The sequence below is a fragment of the Burkholderia sp. RS01 genome, assembly GCF_039748055.1.
Taxonomy (GTDB): Bacteria; Actinomycetota; Actinomycetes; order Actinomycetales; family Micrococcaceae; genus Arthrobacter.
Genome location: NZ_JBDLAK010000006.1, coordinates 152,432 through 170,449 on the forward strand (window position 1 = coordinate 152,432; position 18,018 = coordinate 170,449).

Below are 18,018 nucleotides of genomic sequence, written 5' to 3' on the forward strand. Positions count from 1 at the left end.
CCGGGCGCGAACGCGGACGGGCGGCGGCTCAGAGGCCCAAACGCGGCATAGCCAGTCCGAATATGTCCTTTAGTGCATACTTCGCCGCGTGGAAGCCGGGCATGCCCGTCACGCCTGGCCCGGGGGGCGTGGAGGACGAACACAGGTAAACGCCGCGGGCAGGTGTGCGCCACGGGACGGGGGAAGCCACCGGGCGCTGCAGCAGCCCGCGGATGTCCAGCAGCCCGGCGCTGAAGTCCCCGCCGACGTAGTTTTGGTTGTAGGCCGCCAGCTCCGCCGCCGTTGTCACCTTGTACCTGACCACGACGTCCCGGAATCCGGGTGCGAAGCGTTCCAGCTGGTCCATGACCGCTTGCCCCATGTCCACGGTGGACCCGGCCGGAACGTGGCAGTAGCTCCACAGGATGTGCCGGCCGGCCGGCGCCCTGCCGGAATCGACCAGGGACGGCTGCGACACCAGGACATACGGCCGTTCCGGGTGCTTCCCCTGGGCAACGTCCGCCTCGGCCTGGGCTATCTCCGCACGCGTGCCACCGACGTGGACCGTGCCGGCATCATCCAGGCCGGGCCCGGCCCACGGCACCGGCCCGGAGAGGATGAAGTCCACCTTGCACGCGCCATTGCCGAAGCGGAAATCCTCCAGCGAGCGAAGGTATCCCGCCGGCAGCCGCGCCCCGGCGATGCGCGCCAGGGCAGGCGGCGCCACGTCCAACAGGACGGCCTTGGCGGGCTCCAGCTCCGAGAGCGTTGAAACCAAGGAATCCGTTTCAATCACGCCCCCGTGAGCCTCGATGTCCGCGGCCAAGGCAGCCGCAATCGCCGACGACCCGCCCACGGGTATGGGCCAGCCCTGGGCATGGGCCAGCGAATTGAGCAGGAGGCCCGCGCCGGCCGACGCGGGAGAAGGCAGCCGGGACACGGCGTGGGCGGCCACGCCTGTGAGCAGGGCCGGTGCCCGGTCTTCCCGAAATCGGAAATTCCACAGCGGGGAGCCCTGTTCCAGCGTTCGGAGGCCCATGATCGCGGCGGCCAGCGGATGACTTGGAGCCCGCAGGAGCTGATCCGACGCTGTTTCCACGATGCCGTCGAGGTGCTGCACGAGAGGAGCAATGAGCCTCCGGTAGGCATGGCCGTCACGCCCCAGTTCGTCAGCCGTCCGGTCCAGGGACCGGTATGCCAGTGCTGACCGGCCGCGGTCCAGCGGCGAACCGAACTGCACGGCGGGAAGCTTTAGTTCGATCCGGCGCTGCAGCTCGAAGGCCCGGAAAAACGGCGAGGCCAGTGCCATGGGATGAACGGCCGAACACACGTCATGCCAGTGGCCCTCCTCAATGACTTCGGAGGTCCGGGTTCCGCCGCCAATGTCCTGGGCTGCCTCATGGACGTGCACCTTGAGCCCCGCCCTGGCCATCACCACGGCTGCGGCGAGCCCGTTGGGGCCAGAGCCGACAACGGCGACGTCAGCCATCGCGGAGGCCTGCCCGCCAGGGCACCAGGGACGCCGACGGGCGCACCAGATCCACCCGGATCCAGTCGGAAGCATTGTTGAACGGCCCGCCGTGCGGATCGTCCATGAAGTGCCGGCGGATGGGATCGTAACGCGGGTCCCAGATGTCCCAGGCAACGCGCGCCATGAAATATGCAGTAGCGAGCATATGTGCCGCCACGGCCAGGACGTAGTAGGGCATGTCGATGTTGTGCTGTGAAACGCCACCGCTGGTCACTTGGCCAAGATACATCCAGATCGCAGCCCAGTGCAGCCCTTCGATGCCCTGCCAGATCAGGAAGTCGCGCCACTTCGGCCGCGCAAGCGCCAGCAGGGGGACCAGCCAGATCACGAACTGCGGGGAGTACACCTTGTTGGTCAGGATGAAAGCCGCAACGATCAGGAAGGCCAGCTGCGCCAGGCGCGGGCGCCGGGGGGCGGCCAGGGCCAGGACAGCAATGAGGACGCAAGCCACAAGGAATACGTTCAGGGCCAGCGTGTTGATCGCTTCGGGTGTCAGGGGTGTCCACCGGACGCGCTCAGCCACCAGGTTGTAGGCGAACCACGGCGAGCTGAACCCGGCGGGGCGCTCCTGGGTGAACTCGAAAAAATACTTCCAGCCGGCGGGGTCCCGTACCGCAACGGGCAGGTTCACAGCCAGCCAGGCAACGGCGGCGGCCGCTGCCGTGACCAGGAAGGCGCGGATTTTTCCGGTACGCAGGGCCAACAGGAAGATCGCGCCGAAGACGAGGACGGGATAGAGCTTCGTGGCCGTCCCCAAGCCGATCAGGATCCCGGCGAGGACCAGCCGCTCCCTTGAAAAGAAATACATGCCGAGTGCCAGCAGGGCCACGGCCCACATGTCCCAATTGATCACGCCGGCGAGGACGATTCCCGGCGCCAGTGCCACCATCGCCGCATCCCAGGGACGCTTCCGGGTCATCCGCGCGGTTGCCAGGACCGTGACGATCCAGACAGCAGTGATCAGGGTGGCATTGACGTCGAAGTATCCGAGGATCCGGGCATCGGTGACGCCCTGGCCCGGGACCAGCAGGGCCGTGATCCCGGCGATGATCCCCATTAGCACGGGGTATTCAAACAACGTCCCCGGAGTAACGAAGGGGAACGCCCCATCGCCGATCCCGCGGTTGCGGAACAGTTCCGGAAAGTCGGAATAGCACGTGGAGTAGAACTGGGACGGCGTCTCCCATCCGTTCACCCGGCAGTAGTCCTTGATGACGATTCCCAGCAGGGCGGCCAGGACGGTGAGGATGATGAGCACGCGCTCCACCGTGAAGAAACCGGGGGAGACTATTCCGGGGGCAGATCGGTGGCCCATGGGCCCGCCGATCAGTTCGGTGAAGTTCCTGAGGAACCGGTCGCTACGGCTCGGCACGACGAGGCGCGCCCGCTTTCGATGGGGCGGCGTCTGTGTCTCCTGCATGTGTTTGAGCTTACCGGTGGACGTGCCGGGCACCCTGACGCACCAAGCCGGCGGAACCGGTTATGGACTTGAACAGCGCCCGTATAGGCTCAACGCACCGGCTTGCTCACAGGGGGACTCGTCATTTCACGCCAAATCTTTCGCGACCTTCCACGGCGCGGGCGGCAATCTTCCGGGTCGCTAAATCCCAAAATCGCACCGGCATCCATCGCGGTCCTGGGGTTCCTGGTGGCCTTCACCGGATCGTGGATTCCGTCGTTCTGGAATGACGAAATCGCAACCATCTCGGCCGCTGACCGGTCACCGGCCGAACTGTGGACGCTGCTGCAATCGGTGGACGCCGTTCATGGGGCCTACTACTTCTTCATGCATCTGTGGACGTCCGTCTTCGGAACTTCCGAGGTTGCGCTCCGTGTTCCGTCGGCGATGGCTGCCGGTTTGGCCTGCGGTGGCACTGTACTCATCGGCCGAAGGGTCGGTTCGAACGCCATCGGCATCGCGGCCGGACTCGTGCTCGCGGTACTTCCGCGCATGGTGTGGGCCGGCACGGAAGCCCGGCAATACGCCGTCTCTGCGTTGATTGCCGTCTGTCTGACCCTGCTGCTGGTACGCGCCTGGGAGTCCAACCGCGTCCTCGACTGGGTCCTCTACGGAGCGTGCGCCTCGCTCGGCGTCTTCGTCTTCATGTTTTTCGCCCTGGCTATCGTTGCCCATGCTGTCGCAGCCTTGGTGTTGCGGAGGCGCGTTCTCGCCACGCTCCTTACCTCGGGGATCGCGGCGGCGGTGGTTCTGCCGTTCCTGTTGGCAGCCATGAAACAGACGGCGCAGGTGGCGTGGATTCAGGACCGTTCCCTGATCCAGAACCTCACCGTCGCTGCCGTCAAGCAGTATTTCTACGGCGACGACAGGCCCACAGGAAACCTGCCGCCGCAGTGGGTGTTGGCGGTCGTCGTCGTTCTGGCCATTACGCAGCTGGCCCTCATTGCGGTCGGGGTGGCATACGCCGCGAGGTCCGCGGATCTGCGCACCTTGGCCGTGGTTTGCCTGAGCGGCGTTGTCATCCCCATGGGCGGGCTTCTTGTCATCAGCGTCCTCGCCCAACCCGTCTATGTGGCCCGGTACCTGACCTTCACGGCGCCGGCGTTTGCTCTGCTTGTCGGCCTCGGACTGGAAAGGCTGCGCCAGCTGGACAAACTGCGGCAGCGCCGCATCCGGCTGCTCCCCATCACAGCGGCCGTGGTCATCGGAGCGAGCCTCGTGCCGCAGGCGACACTGAAGAGCTTCATCAATGAGCCCGGTGACACCGAGCGGCACATCGCCGCGATCATTGCGGCGGAGTCCGGGCATCCCGCCAGCGTCGTGTACCAACGGCCGGAGCAAAGGGACGCCGCCCTGGCGTATCCGGAAGCGTTCGCGGACGTGCGCGATCTTTCGCTGGATTCGGCCCCGGCGGCATCCGGCACCCTCTGGGGAACCAACGTTCCGGTGTCCCGGCAGCAGTTGGTCGGCCGTGGCCAGGTTTGGTTCGTGGGCGCCGGGGGAGATGACCACGCGGACCTATCCGTGTTCGCGGCCGCAGGCTGCAAGGAAGGCGAACGGCGCCTCTCCGAGCGGCTGCTTCTCGTATCCTACAAATGCCCGTAAACGCGGCGAGAGCCCGCGCGTAGCCGCGCGGGCTCCCTGCGGAGCGTGATGGCCAAAGCAATCCATCAGTTCCTCCTTGCTGGGCAGGAAATTGGTGGACGCGGCGTCAGCGCATGCTGCTCATTTGCTGGTGCATTAATACGTAGACGTCTTCCCGGTTCTGGTCTAGCAGCCGGTCGTTGAACCGGGGCTGCTGGTTCAGTCCTGAGTTCCGGAGGGAAAGTACTTCCTTGAGCCTGCGGAGCATGGCGTTCACCTCCTTTCGTTGTGGGCTGGTGGGGCGGCTGGCGGCGTCGGCGGCGACGACGACGGTGGTACTGCTGGGTGTCATGTCGGATCCTTGGGCTTCGGGCTGAAATGAGGCGGGTTTACCGATGGACAGGGATCGGTAAATTCGGGCATGGCAATTAAGGCCACTTGAATTCTTCAAAGAATGGCCAGGAATGGGCACAGGAATGCCCGGTGCATTGAAAGAGAATTCCGCAAAAGCGGTAAATGGCCCCCGAAGCGGTAACGCCGCAGATCCCAACAAGAAGCAGGGTTCCGAATTATGGGGGTGCTGCGCAACCGCGGGGTTCCGCTACATCAGACCGCCGTGGCCCGGAAATCCCCCAGGAAGGGGGATTAGGTTCCTGCTAGCGCCTCCCTGGTGCAGGCACCAGGTGCGTGAGGATCAGGAGTGGGCGGGTCCGTGAAGAGGGCGCGGGCCAGCAACGAAGGCCGGGAACGCGGTGATGGTCAACTTCCATCCGCTAGTCAAAGCAATCATTTTCCCAACCTCCTTTTCTGCTCTGCCGTTGCACCAGCTGACTGGCCGGACAACGCGCGCCGTGACCCTGGCAAGCCGCACTGGGATCAGAAATAAAATTACACCAAGAATGGCGTCCTTGACTACTTAATCCCTAAACGAATTGGAGATTCATCAGGAATCTATTTCTTAGAGGCCCCAGCGGACAATGGCAGGCGTCCGTTTGTCCCAACCGAGCGTGCACACTTTCGCGGTGCCAAGAATGAAGTGCCTGCCCTCTTCCGGGGCGAGTTCAAGCCACCGTGCGGTGAGGATCCTCGAGAAGTGGCCGTGGGCCACGATCAGGACATTGTCCAGGCCGGACTCCGTGACGCGCGCCACGATTTTGTCGGCCCGGGCCGCCACGTCGCTCAGCTTCTCGCCGTTCGGAACGCCGTGCGTCCAAATCAGGTACTCCGGGTTGTCCTTCCGGATCAGGTCCGAGCTGATGCCTTCGTAGTCGCCGTAGTCCCATTCGACGGCCAGCGGCTCGTGGACGGCATCGGGGAAGCCGGCGAGTTCCGCGGTACGGCGTGCACGGCGCAGCGGTGACGTCAGCACGAGGTCGAAGTCCACGCTGTCCAGAATCTTCCGTGCCTCGACTGCCTGCTGTTCGCCCTCCACCGTCAGGGGAAGGTCAGTCAGCCCGGTGTACTGGCCGCTCTTGGACCATTCGGTTTCACCGTGCCGCAGTATCCAGAGCTGGGGACGGGCGATGTTGGCGGCGTTCACTTAGGACTCCTCGGTTGGGAAAGGTTCGACGGCGGCGGGAGACTTGGCGGGGTCCGGCGCCGTGGCGCTCGGAGCGGCGGGCTCCGGTGCTTCGGGGGCTGATTCGGGCTGCTGGGCCCACCAGGCGCGCAGCCGGGACTCGGCGACTGCCGCATCCAGCGGGCCGTGCTCCATCCGTTCCTCCAGCAGGTACTTGTACGCCCTTCCCACAACAGGTCCGGGCTTGAGCCCCAGCAGGGCCATGATCTGGGCGCCGTTCAGGTCCGGCCGTACAGCTTCCAGGGATTCCTGCTCGCGCAGAGCCTCGATCCGTGCTTCGAGATCGTCGTAGGCGAAGGACAGCCGCTCGGCCTTGCGCTGGTTGCGCGTGGTGACGTCCGACCGGGTCAGGCGGTGCAGGCGCTCCAGCAGGGGGCCGGCGTCGGTGATGTAGCGGCGGACGGCAGAGTCGGTCCAGCCGGCCTCGCCATAGCCGTAGAAGCGCATATGGAGTTCCACGAGGCGTGCGACCGCCTTGATGGTGTCATTGTCGAAGCGGAGGGTCTTCATCCGCTTCGCAGTGAGTTTGGCCCCCACCATGTCGTGATGCCGGAAGCTCACGGCGCCGCCCGGTTCGAAACGGCGCGTAGCCGGCTTGCCGACGTCGTGCATCAATGCGGCGAACCGCAGGATGAAGTCCGGGCCGGGCACCGCGCCGTCGTCGTCCGTCTCAAGGGATGCCGCCTGCTCCAGTACCTGGAGGGAGTGCTGGTACACGTCCTTGTGGCGGTGGTGTTCGTCGGATTCAAGGCGCAGCGCGGACACTTCGGGGAGCACGAACTCGGCCAGGCCGGTGTCCACCAGCAGGTCCACGCCCACGCGCGGGTGCCTGCCGCAGATGAGCTTGACGAGTTCTTCGCGCACCCGCTCGGAGGAAATGATGCTGATGCGTTCCGCCATCTGGGTCATGGCAACCCGGACGTCGTCATGAACGGCCACGCCCAACTGGGAGGCGAAGCGTGCAGCGCGCATCATGCGCAGGGGATCGTCGGAAAAGGACGCCTCGGGGGCGCCGGGCGTGGCCAGCACCGAGGCGTGGAGGTCGCGGACGCCGCCGAAGGGATCGATGAGCTCCATCGACGGCAACCGCAGCGCCATGGCGTTGATCGTAAAGTCGCGGCGCAGCAGGTCATCGGTGAGCGAGGACCCGAAGGCGACTACGGGCTTGCGGGACTCCGGATCGTAGGCCTCGGCGCGGTAGGTGGTGATCTCGATCTGGAAGCCGGCCTTGCGCATGCCGATCGTTCCGAAGGCGCGCCCGATCTCCCAGAAGTTGTCCGCCCATTTCTTGATCAGCGCGACAGTCTGGTCCGGGGTGGCGTCGGTGGTGAAATCAAGGTCCGGGGACGTGCGGCCCAGGAAGAGGTCGCGGACGGGTCCGCCGACGAGTGACAGCTCATGGCCGGCGTCCACGAACCGCTGCCCGAGCTCCAGGACCACCGGGTCCACCTGGAAGTCGACGGTGTGGAGATCAGTCTTTTGATGTGCGTGCGCCATAGTTACTTAAGCTTGTCAGAAAACCATCCCCAACCACACCAAATGGCGGTCATTGAGGGACGTCGGCGGGAAAGTCCGTCACATGCAGTCCACTTGGAAGTCATGTTCCGGTCATCACCAAGGGGCAAGAGTCGTTAGAGTGGACTTCATGGCCCATCCCGTACCGAGCGCTCCCGGCAGGAGGACGAACCCACCGTTGCCATCGGCAATAGGTGCCCACGTCGCGCCCGCCCCGCACTCGGCGCCGGCCTCCCTTCCCACCGTTGAGGAAATCTCCGCCGGTGGCGTCGTGGTGGACACGTCCGACGGCGAATTGAGGGTGGCGATCATCGCCCGCCTTAATAGGGGCGGACGCCTTGAATGGTGCCTGCCGAAGGGGCATCCCGAAGGCCGGGAAAACAACGAGGAAGCTGCTGTCCGCGAGATCGCCGAAGAGACCGGCATCGACGGCAAGATCCTGGCCCCGCTGGGAAGCATCGATTACTGGTTCACCGTCAGCGGGCACCGCGTGCACAAGACCGTGCACCACTACCTGTTGCAGGCGACGGGCGGCGAGCTCACCATCGAGAACGATCCTGACAAAGAAGCGGTGGATGTTGCCTGGATTCCCATTCACGAGCTTGCCCGCAAACTCTCCTTCCCCAACGAGCGCCGCATCGCGGACCTCGCCCGCGAAGTCCTGCCCGAGCACCTCTGAACGGCCAAGGCCACGTACCGGCGCCCCGAAGATTACGGCGTTCGGCGTACGCGGGTGAGACGATGAAGACGATGTCAGCAGCCAATCCATCTTCCGAGCATTCCGCGCGGCAGGGCGAAACACCCTCCGGTGTGGTGCCCTCCGGCGAGTCCGGCCCTTCGCAGTCCGGAGCGGCGCAGTCCGGCGAGGCCCGCTCCAGCGCCGTCATGGCCGCCGGCACCCTGGTCTCCCGGATCCTGGGGTTCGGCAAGACGTGGATGCTCGGTGCCGCCCTCGGCCTGGGCTCCACGGTCAATGACACGTTCATCAACGCCAACAACCTGCCTAACCTGATCTTCCTACTCGTTGCCGGCGGCGTGTTCAACGCTGTGCTGGTCCCGCAGATCATCAAAGCCAGCAAGGCTCCTGACAGGGGAGCGGACTACATCAGCAGGCTGCTCACGCTGGCCGTCCTTGTGCTGTTGTCCCTGACGCTGCTGGTCACGCTGCTGGCCCCCTCGGTCATCGAGCTGACCACCCAGGGCTACTCGCCGCAGCAGAAGTCGCTGGCCGTTGCCTTCGCCTTCTGGTGCCTGCCGCAGATCTTCTTCTACGGCCTGTATGCCCTGCTGACCCAGGTCCTCAATGCCAATGGCGCCTTTGGGCCCGCCATGTGGGCGCCCATAATGAACAACATCGTGGCCATCGCCGGCCTCGGCATGTTCATCTGGATTTTCGGCGCCAACGTGACCAATACGCATTCGCTGGACAACTGGGGCGACTCCCAAACGTTCTTCGTCGCCGGGTTCTCCACGATCGGCGTGATTGCCCAGACCGCCATCCTGCTGGTCCCGGTGTTCCGGCTGAAGCTGGGGCTCCGCCCACGGTTCGGCTGGCGCGGAGTGGGGCTCGGCCACGCCGCAAGACTAAGCGTCTGGACGCTCCTGACGGCCGCCGTCGGGCAGTTGGCGTTCCTTTACGTCATGCGCATCGCCACCATTCCCGGTACCGAGCGGCTTCGGCTCCAGAAGGCGGGGGACAACGGTGGCGCCGCGATGCTGCCCGGCAACGCCGTGCTCGAGGTGGCCAGCCAGCTGTACCTGCTGCCGCACTCGATCATCGCGCTCTCCCTGGCCACCGTGCTGTTCAACCGCATGACCCGGGCCTCCCAGGACGGGAACCGCGACGAACTGCGCGATGCCCTGTCGCACGGCCTGCGGACCATGGCCGTGGCGACCGTTTTCGGGGCCTTGGCGCTGTTCGCCCTGGCGGGTCCGCTGGGCATGTTTTTCTCCGGCGGACACTCCACCGACGGTGTCCTGCTGGCGCAGACCCTCACCATCCTGGCGCTGAGCACGCCGTTCATGAGCGCGAACTTCATGATGTCCCGTGTCTTCTACGCGAACGAGGATGCCCGGACTCCGTTCTACATCCAGCTGGTCCTCGCGCTGGTCAATGTTGTGGCGGCATTTTTCATCCAGTTCCTGCCGTACAACCAGATCATTTTTGCCATCGCCATCCTTTACACGGCAGGCAACATCCTGTCCGTGATCGTGAGCGCGTTCTTCCTGCGCCGGCTCCTGGGGCATCTCGACGGACCCCGGATCGCCAACTCGTACATCCGCATGGGCTACGCCGCCCTCGGTTCGGCTGTGGCCGGCGTAGGCGCCCTGTGGCTGCTGGGCAGCTACAGTCCCGTTGGCTTCGCCTGGAGCAGCCGCCCGGCCGCACTGGTGACCATCGTCGTCGTCGGGCCCATCATGCTGACCGTTTATCTGCTCCTGCTGAAGCTGTTCCGCGTCACCGAACTGCGTGATCTTTTGCGGCCTCTGCTGGGACGCCTGGGCCGCGGCGGCGGTGCGCAGGCGGCTGCCACGGCATCCGCTGACGCGGGGCCCGCTGGTGCGGACTCGGCGGGCGGTGCAGCCGCGTCTGCTGTAAGGCGTCCGAGGCCGGAGCGCGCCACGATCTCCGTGGACACCGGCCTGATCCCAAGAATTTCCGGCGAATTCGATGCGGCTTCCTTCCGCGCCGGGCCGGCTCCCCAGCCGGAACCGGAACCAGCACACGACGGCAGGTCCGCGGACGAGCCCGCCTCCTACTTGCCGGAAGAGGACGTGCCCAGCACCGCCCGCGGGAACGCCCTGCGGGAACAGATCCCGCTCCCCGGACGCCGGACATTCCAGGGAACACCCGGCCAGAACCCATATTTCAAGCACAGGCGGAAGAAGAAAAAGTAACGGCAGGGGGACTTGTCCAGCCCTGTCTCCCTCGGCCGTTGCACCGCATCGGCTAGGATCGGAACAGAACAAGGGTAGTTGCAGGTCAGGGGTCAGCCGGCTTGCTGGAGGTTTTCCCACGGCGAGAATTCGCCGGGCCCGCGCAATTCCCGGACAGCCTAGGAGGAACACGTGTCCCACCCGATCGATGTCGGATCAGTACTTGGCGGCCGCTACAAGGTCACGGCCACAGTACTGACCTCGCATGACCAGGATCTGGTGCTGGACGGTGTCGACCAGGTGCTGAACCGCCCGGTCAGCATTCTGGTGGCCGGCCCGCACAATGCGGATCAGGTAGCCCAGAGCGCCCGTGAAGTGGCCACCGGCGAGCGTCCCGGGAGCGTGCAGATCCTCGACCTCGGCGTGAGCGACGCCACCACCTACCTCATCACCAATCACACGTCCGCTGCGGACCTGCTGGACCTGGTGGTTTCCTCCAACCCGCCATACGTTGAACCGTTCTTCACGGACACCCTCGGCAGCGAGATCTTCGGCCAAGCCCGCTCGCACGAACCGGAAACGTACGACGACGACGAAGAGATCGACGCCGGCTACATCAACTACGGGGACAACCAGCCCCGGCAGGCTGAACAGCATCGCGGCGGTGTGCCCAGCCCGGCAGCCGGCCGCACCGCCGCGGGCACAGCTGAACACGGAACAGGGGCCCAGGCTCCCACTGCGCCCGTGCGCAAAGCCCCCGTCGTGCCTCCTCTTCCGCCGGCCCGCCCGTCCGCGACTCCTGCTGCCGGAGCCGCTGCAGGCGTCGCCGCAGCGGCGGCTGGCGCGGCCGCTGCCGGGCAGGGACGGCAGCAGCCCGGTTCCGCCGAGAACACTGCTCCGCAGCCCGTTCAGCGTGAGAACGTGGAACAGGCATTGCTGCAGCGCGAGACCAATCGCTCCCCGGAAGCGGCATCCGGCTCACGCGACGGCGTCGGTTCGGAAACGGGCCAGGACGCCCCCAAGGTGTCCCTGTGGTCCAACGACGACTACGACTACGCCCCCGAGGACCAGCACTCCGACGACGAACCCGTCGAAACTGAAACGGACAGGCGGGCGGGAAATTTCCCCGCCGTGGCAAGGACCAGCAGTGTGCCCGCTGCGGCGGGCTATGACTACGACGATGACGACGACGAACCGCAGCGCGAACCCCGTTCCATGCGCTGGCTTGTCGGGGGACTGCTGGCAGCGGTCCTGATCGTTGGACTCATCTTTGCCGTGACCAACCTTGGCAGCCTCTTCAAGTCCGCGCCGCAACCGGAAGCGACGGCAGGATCAACCGTGCCGCCGTCGTCGGCTGCGCAGTCCGGCACCGGGTCACCGACCCCGAGCACTGCTCCGGCAGCTGGGCCGCCGTCCATTGAGGGCATCACCCGCCAGGGCAGCTTCGACTTCGCCTCGACGTACGACGCCGATCTCAAGAAGGTTTTCGACGGCAACGCAGCGAGCTACTGGTCGGACATGGAGTTCGCCACGGAGGATTGGGGCGGCCTGGCTCCGGACGGTGTTCCCCTCGTGGTCAAGCTGAAGAGTCCCTCTAAGGTCTCCTCCATTACGTTGAACCAGTTGGGTGCGTCCGGCGGAAGCATCAGCGTGTTCACCAACGACCGCCCGTCCCTCGACGGCGCCAAGCAGGTGGGCTCCAACAGCTTCACCTCGCCCGATCTCACCATGCCGCTGGCTGAACCGGTCACTGCGCAGTACGTGATCGTGACCATCAAGACCCTGCCCAAGCTCGCCGCACCCAAGACCCGATACGGGTACGGCCTCCGGCTTGCCGAAATCAAGGTCCAGTAGGCATTTCGGTAGGCCTGGCACCCGCCCCTCGCTGTTCGTGTAACAGGAAGGCCTTGGCTCTCTCCGAGACGGTAACCTTGGGGGACGTCCTGTGATGGTGTGTGCGTGCAGGCAATGCGTCTTCACCGGCCCTCCACCACGTCTGGAATATTCGGCACCGCCAAGCAGTTGTGCCATGTGGCCGGCCGCAAGGCTGGCGGATCGACTAAGGAAGAGGTTCACCGTTCAGTGAGCAACGCAGAAAACAGCGCCTCAGAAGTACGTGATGTCATCATCGTCGGCTCGGGTCCGGCAGGCTACACCGCCGCCGTGTACACGGCACGCGCGAACCTGAAGCCGCTGCTTCTGGCCGGTTCCGTCACGGCCGGCGGCGAGCTGATGAATACCACGGACGTCGAGAACTATCCCGGTTTCCCCGAAGGCATCATGGGTCCGGACCTGATGGAGAACTTCGAAAAGCAGGCCGCCCGCTTCGGGACGGAAATCCAGTTTGAGGACGTCACGGCCCTGGAGCTCGACGGCGACATCAAGACGGTCACCATCGCCACGGGGGAGACCTTCCGGGCACGCGCCATCATTCTGTCCACCGGTTCGGCGTATCGCGAGCTCGGTCTGGCGAACGAGAAGCGCCTGTCGGGCCACGGCGTAAGCTGGTGCGCAACCTGCGACGGTTTCTTTTTCAAGGACCAGGACATCGCCGTCATCGGCGGCGGCGACTCTGCCATGGAGGAGGCGCTGTTCCTCACGAAATTTGCCAAGTCCGTCACTGTCGTTCACCGGCGGGATACGTTGAAGGCTTCCAAGATCATGGGCGACCGCGCCCAGGCTCACGAGAAGATCAACTTCGTCTGGAACACGGCGGTTGAGGACGTTCTGGGCGGAGATAAGGTCACCGGCCTGAAGCTGAAGAACCTGATCGACGGCTCCGAATCTGAGCTGGCCGTCACCGGCGTTTTCGTCGCCATCGGAAACGACCCCCGCACCGAACTGGTCAAGGACACCCTCGAAATGACCGCCGCCGGGACCATTGCGGTTGAGGGCCGCAGCTCCCGGACCAGCGTCAAGGGTGTCTTCGCTGCCGGGGACGTCGTGGACCCGACCTATCGCCAGGCCATCACAGCTTCCGGTTCAGGTTGTGTCGCCGCGATCGACGTCGAACACTACCTCGCTGACCTTCACGCCTGACCGGCGCTGACCACCGTTCGAAGAGAGAGACAAGGGTTATGAGCAACGCAAAAGACGTAACAGACGCAAGCTTCAGCACGGACGTGCTGGCCGCCGACAAGCCGGTAATCGTGGATTTCTGGGCCGAATGGTGCGGCCCGTGCCGCAAGCTTGGCCCCATCCTGGATGAGATCTCCGTGGAGTATGGCGAAAAGGTCAATGTCGTCAAGGTCAACGTCGACGACAACCCCGCCATCGCTGCAGAGTACGGCATCACGTCCATCCCGGCCGTGTACCTGTTCCAGGGCGGCCAAGTGAAGAGCACGGTCATCGGCGCCAAGCCGAAGCAGTTCTTCGAAAAGGAATTCGCGGACGTCCTGTCCTAGACAGCATCGTACTTCTCTAACGGGATAGCCGACGGCGCTGCTCGGCTGACGCTGAGACAGGCAGCTGAGACGGAGACGGACCGGTGGCCACCACTCCAGGGGAGTGGTGGCCACTTTTGTTTGAACCGGGGAAGTGGACCCAGGCGGTGACTTGTCACGGGGCCGGCACATTTTCTCGGGGCGTGCGGATTTTCACTGGGCGTCATTCGATCGAGGCCTTCCACGTGTCCGGCCTTCCTTGGACTAATCTCCTGCCAGTACAGGCTTTGCTCGGACTGCGGTTGGGGTGCTGTCGGCTGCGTTCTTCTTCTGCGGACAGCTGCCGCACCGCACGGTCGTAAGCCCGTGGGCCGGGTCGGCTCTCTTGTGCCCAATCCACCCTCAAGTGCAACGATTATCCGTTGTGCATCGTCTATATTTTCGCAGGATAGACTTCAGACGTCCGCTGCCACTAGCGTTGGCCAGCGGTACGGCTGGGATGGCTGGCTTCATGGCCTCCGACGTGCATAGCCGTCAATGCATGAGTACCTACACAGGTTGCAGTGGTGGGTGCAGTTCGTTTCACGTGAAACATCGCACGCCGGTCCCTCGTCCCTATCAAAGTGGTTCGTACCCAGGGCGGCGATTCGATACTCTAACCTAAGAAAGTGCCAAAGAGCACCATGCTGGTCGCCGCCGGCTGAATTATGCGCAGGATCGGGCGGAGTGCCGAGTCTCCACTCTGCCGCCCCAGAGGCTCCACCGACATCCCCAGGCACTACCCCACGTTCTCTGCATATTCCTGCACAGCTTCCTCCACGGCGTTCTCACCGGCCATGGCTGCACATCGCCCGGATCTGCGAGCATGGCACGCCACCGTCGAGCGACCGATTGTGAGGTCCGAAAACATCAGCACTTCGTACGAGCGCGTCGTAGTTTTTGAGCTCCTGCGCGGTTCGGCCGTCCGGCGGAGTTAGCGGTTCTCGAATCCATGTTTCACGTGAAACATGCCGGCCTCCTGCGCGACTACCAACGAAGATGCCCGATTCCCTGAACCGGGCATCTCCTTAAACCGGCAACGACCATGCGAGCCCGCAGCCAGTGAATGCGGGCCACACCAGTTCGGCGGCGTCCCCTCCCTTTGACCACCCGCCCTTCCGAATCCCGGGATCCCACATCAGCCGTCGCCCCTCCTCCCGCAGGTAGGCACGCCAACAATGGGGTCCTGGCATTGGGAACGCGCCGGCAACAGAGGAACCCACAAGTCGGGAGAAACGCACGGTCCGCGCGGGAGCGGCTCGCGGGAAAATGCCGCCCCCATCGAGCGGACCCGCGGTCTACGGGAACAAATCCGGAAACCAATGACATACAACTCGTTTCAGATGATTGGACAACCATCAGGGACGCCTATCCCGTCGACCAGCACATTTGAGGCCGCTACCAGGTCCCAGTGGACCGGATTCGGGAGCCTAGGTGGCCAACGTTAAATCAATCGCCGGGCTTCCTGCCTAGACATTTCTCCTTACTTTCCTTCAGAAGCAGCTGGAGAGGCCGGGACTTCCGCTCCTTGGGCGGGCGGTCATCCGGCACGCCGAGTGGGCGAACTGGCCAGGCCAAGGTCCGCTTCCGGTAGCCACTCAGAGGGCAAAACTGAAGGGACTGCAAGGAGGACTCAACGCTCTCGACCCGCTGGTGGATATCCATTTGCTAGTCCGGCCGCTTCGTACCCGCAACGGTACAAACAGTTCGCGTGGGAGCCGGAGCGTCCCTCACGGAGTCACCTCCACGTCGGCGACAGTTCAGAAGCAGATTCTGCAAACGAGCTGGCCATTCCAGCCGAAAAGATCACCGGACCACCCATCATCTTCTGAGACACCATGGTCCTCCCAGGAGCTGGCCAAGGTGCTACGACGAGGCTTCATTCGTGAGCCGCATATACGAAGTGGCGATGCGAGAGCCACCACAGGACCCCAAGGGCCAGCAGTCTGGCAGTTAGGCAACACCACAAGGCACGCGTTGTTTCACGTGAAACATGCTAATTCCCCAACGGTGGCCCGGCGGTGCGTCGGGTGCCGGAGTCGATGATTTCCCGTCGGTACGGTACTCATGGATCAGCTGGCCAAAACCTCGGTCGCGATCAGTCGCTGTTTCACGTGAAACCGTGATCGTGTGGCGATCCTCGTGGACCACATCAGCGTCTAAGGCGGAGTGCCAGCACCTGCGCTGAGGCATGAGACAAGCGGCTCCAGTGTATGGGCTACATCCACCGTTGCGTGCGGTTGCATCGGGGGCAACGCCATATCATCTGGAAACTGAGCGCGTCACTGGCTCAGTCGGCAGCGGCTCCGCAATTGGGCTCTCCAAGTCCATGCCCCTACGTCGAGCCGCTCGCCTAGCCAAGACACCAGCCACTCCATGTCGCGCGGGTGCATATGTACCGGAACACCACGATTGACCGCCACCGTACTGTCCCATCGGCGTGGCCCATATCGTTGGGGTGTCGGCCTCACAGCTGGAGGCTGCCACCTCCTAGGAGCATCTCCTAGGAGGCGCCGGGCGGCTATTGCAGCCAGGTGGGGCACCGGGCATGGTGCACCGACCAGCGCACGGGCGGCCCTCGCCGGTAGATGCGGCTGCCACCAATAGGCGCTGCCGCACAAGGGGCCGATTTCCACCATCCCGGAATTAGCTGCCACTCGCAGTGCCACACAAGAACCAGGCCCACTACAAGAAGCGGAACGAAGCGCGGAGGCGACATGCCAACCGGCCATCTGCCAGCTCTGCCTTGAGAGAAGCCAGGAGGCCTAGGTACATACCCGGACGGCGGCGTCGTGCCCCCGAACGGAGTCCTAGGGGCTCTGGTCTCCGCGGACAGTGTCGAATAGTTCCGGTGCGGGCCTGCCGATGCCTCTTCGGGCTCGTGAACGGGGCTTGGTCTTCGGCGCGCCTACTAACCGGGCCGTCCTCGGCGCATCAAGGACACATCACCGAAAGAGACCCACCCGTCGGCCGGAAGTCTTCTCTGACGCACCCAACCATCGACAACTGAGGCACGAACCGGCGTACCTCCACATAACGCCCCGCCCACTGCCTGTTGCCCGCCGCCCGCTGCCCGCTGCTGTCCACCCAGTCGCTTCTCTGCCGGGTTCCACATTGATGCAGCCCGTCAGCATCCGAGGAGGCATCGGCGCTAAGCTGCTCACGAGTCAGCCGGTTCAGCAGTCGCATCATAGTCGGCGTCAGTCCATGCCCCAGTCCATGCCCCAGTCCATACATTGGTGTCCTTCGCAGGTCACAGGCCCAGCCCCACACGCACTCGTGCCCAGTGGCCTCAACACTGCCTGGGAGATCCACTGCCCTTTCCACCAATCAGCGCGCGAGGGACCACGGTCATCGCGGATTTGCTCTACCGCTACGCGGCGACAAGCCAGCATTCGCGACTGGAGCATAGCGACCAGAACATGTGTATTCGCCTGCATGGGATTCCGTCACGAACGGCGGCGTCGCCACGGGAAACGGCTCCGCACTCGGGATCTTCGGTTGTGCGTTTGCGGCTTCGCGATGGATGCACTCGTGCGGGCAGCATCAACTGACAGGATCAAGTCAGTAGTCGGCGACCGCTGAGCCTCCCGCTGCACGCCTGAGTCGTGAACTTTCCCACAGGCGCAGCATGACATTATTCACAGTCTTATCCACAGCTGTATCCACAGGCTTTTCCACAATCGTCTCTGGCGCGCATTCTGTCACGTCGGCGCCGGAAAGTGAAACTGATACGGCGCCGGGGTGGGACACCCGAAGGCCCCGTTCCGGGACTGGCGTGGGAACCGCTTTCCTGTTCCGATCCGCCGCCTCGCCTGGTACCAAGAAAATAAACTGATTCCGCTTAAACTCGCGCCGTATTTCTCAATATCTTGCAAGTCTCCAGTCTCGATATTTCGCGGCCTGCCTGTTTCACGTGAAACACGAAGCCGACACCGGGAAAGGGCACCTAACCCGAACTCGGCGGTGCGCCAGCCTGCTCAATTGTCTAACCATCTGGGCGAGCCGGGCGGGGCTCGTTACCAACAGAGTTATCCACAAGTTTATCCACTGTGATATCCACCGCAATATC

General features: G+C 64.2%; 11 protein-coding genes. 6 read left to right on the forward strand and 5 right to left on the reverse strand.

The genetic code is table 11. The features are described from left to right. Nucleotides 1-28: 28 nt before the first annotated feature. Nucleotides 29-1,468: an NAD(P)/FAD-dependent oxidoreductase gene (locus tag ABFP37_RS07950; RefSeq protein WP_347033197.1), complete on the reverse strand. Its 1,440-nt coding sequence runs from the start codon at nt 1,466-1,468 to the stop codon at nt 29-31. Next, the gene (locus ABFP37_RS07955) at nt 1,461-2,930 is read right to left on the reverse strand and encodes a glycosyltransferase 87 family protein (protein ID WP_347033198.1); all 1,470 of its coding nucleotides are present in this window, start codon (nt 2,928-2,930) and stop codon (nt 1,461-1,463) included. Before ABFP37_RS07955 ends, ABFP37_RS07950 begins: the two co-directional genes overlap by 8 nt. Nucleotides 2,931-3,158: 228 nt before the next feature. Between ABFP37_RS07955 and ABFP37_RS07960 the strand changes: the two genes are divergently transcribed. Beyond that, complete coding sequence (locus ABFP37_RS07960; protein WP_347033199.1) at nt 3,159-4,574, forward strand: glycosyltransferase family 39 protein; 1,416 nt, start codon at nt 3,159-3,161, stop codon at nt 4,572-4,574. 106 nt (nt 4,575-4,680) lie between these two features. Here the strand turns inward: ABFP37_RS07960 and ABFP37_RS07965 are convergent, their stop codons facing one another. The 3 genes from ABFP37_RS07965 to ABFP37_RS07975 form a co-directional block, all read right to left on the reverse strand. Further along, nucleotides 4,681-4,905, reverse strand: coding sequence for a hypothetical protein (locus ABFP37_RS07965; protein WP_347033200.1), 225 nt, complete (start codon nt 4,903-4,905; stop codon nt 4,681-4,683). A gap of 606 nt (nt 4,906-5,511) precedes the next feature. Beyond that, entirely contained in the window at nt 5,512-6,093 is a 582-nt protein-coding gene (locus tag ABFP37_RS07970; protein ID WP_347033201.1) for a histidine phosphatase family protein, read from the reverse strand. Further along, the gene (locus ABFP37_RS07975) at nt 6,094-7,629 is read right to left on the reverse strand and encodes a CCA tRNA nucleotidyltransferase (protein WP_078028416.1); all 1,536 of its coding nucleotides are present in this window, start codon (nt 7,627-7,629) and stop codon (nt 6,094-6,096) included. 196 nt (nt 7,630-7,825) lie between these two features. Between ABFP37_RS07975 and ABFP37_RS07980 the strand changes: the two genes are divergently transcribed. The 5 genes from ABFP37_RS07980 (at nt 7,826) to trxA (ending at nt 13,928) form a co-directional block, all read left to right on the forward strand. Next, entirely contained in the window at nt 7,826-8,326 is a 501-nt protein-coding gene (locus ABFP37_RS07980; protein WP_078028417.1) for an NUDIX hydrolase, read from the forward strand. A 71-nt stretch (nt 8,327-8,397) separates the two neighbouring features. Beyond that, on the forward strand, nt 8,398-10,545 hold the full coding sequence (gene murJ, locus ABFP37_RS07985; protein WP_347033202.1) for a murein biosynthesis integral membrane protein MurJ: 2,148 nt from the start codon (nt 8,398-8,400) through the stop codon (nt 10,543-10,545). A gap of 171 nt (nt 10,546-10,716) precedes the next feature. Further along, nucleotides 10,717-12,378: a hypothetical protein gene (locus ABFP37_RS07990; protein WP_347033203.1), complete on the forward strand. Its 1,662-nt coding sequence runs from the start codon at nt 10,717-10,719 to the stop codon at nt 12,376-12,378. 228 nt (nt 12,379-12,606) lie between these two features. Continuing rightward, on the forward strand, nt 12,607-13,563 hold the full coding sequence (gene trxB, locus ABFP37_RS07995; protein ID WP_078028419.1) for a thioredoxin-disulfide reductase: 957 nt from the start codon (nt 12,607-12,609) through the stop codon (nt 13,561-13,563). Nucleotides 13,564-13,601: 38 nt separating this feature from the next. Further along, entirely contained in the window at nt 13,602-13,928 is a 327-nt protein-coding gene (gene trxA, locus ABFP37_RS08000) for a thioredoxin (RefSeq protein ID WP_078028420.1), read from the forward strand. The last annotated feature ends 4,090 nt before the right edge of the window (nt 13,929-18,018 follow it).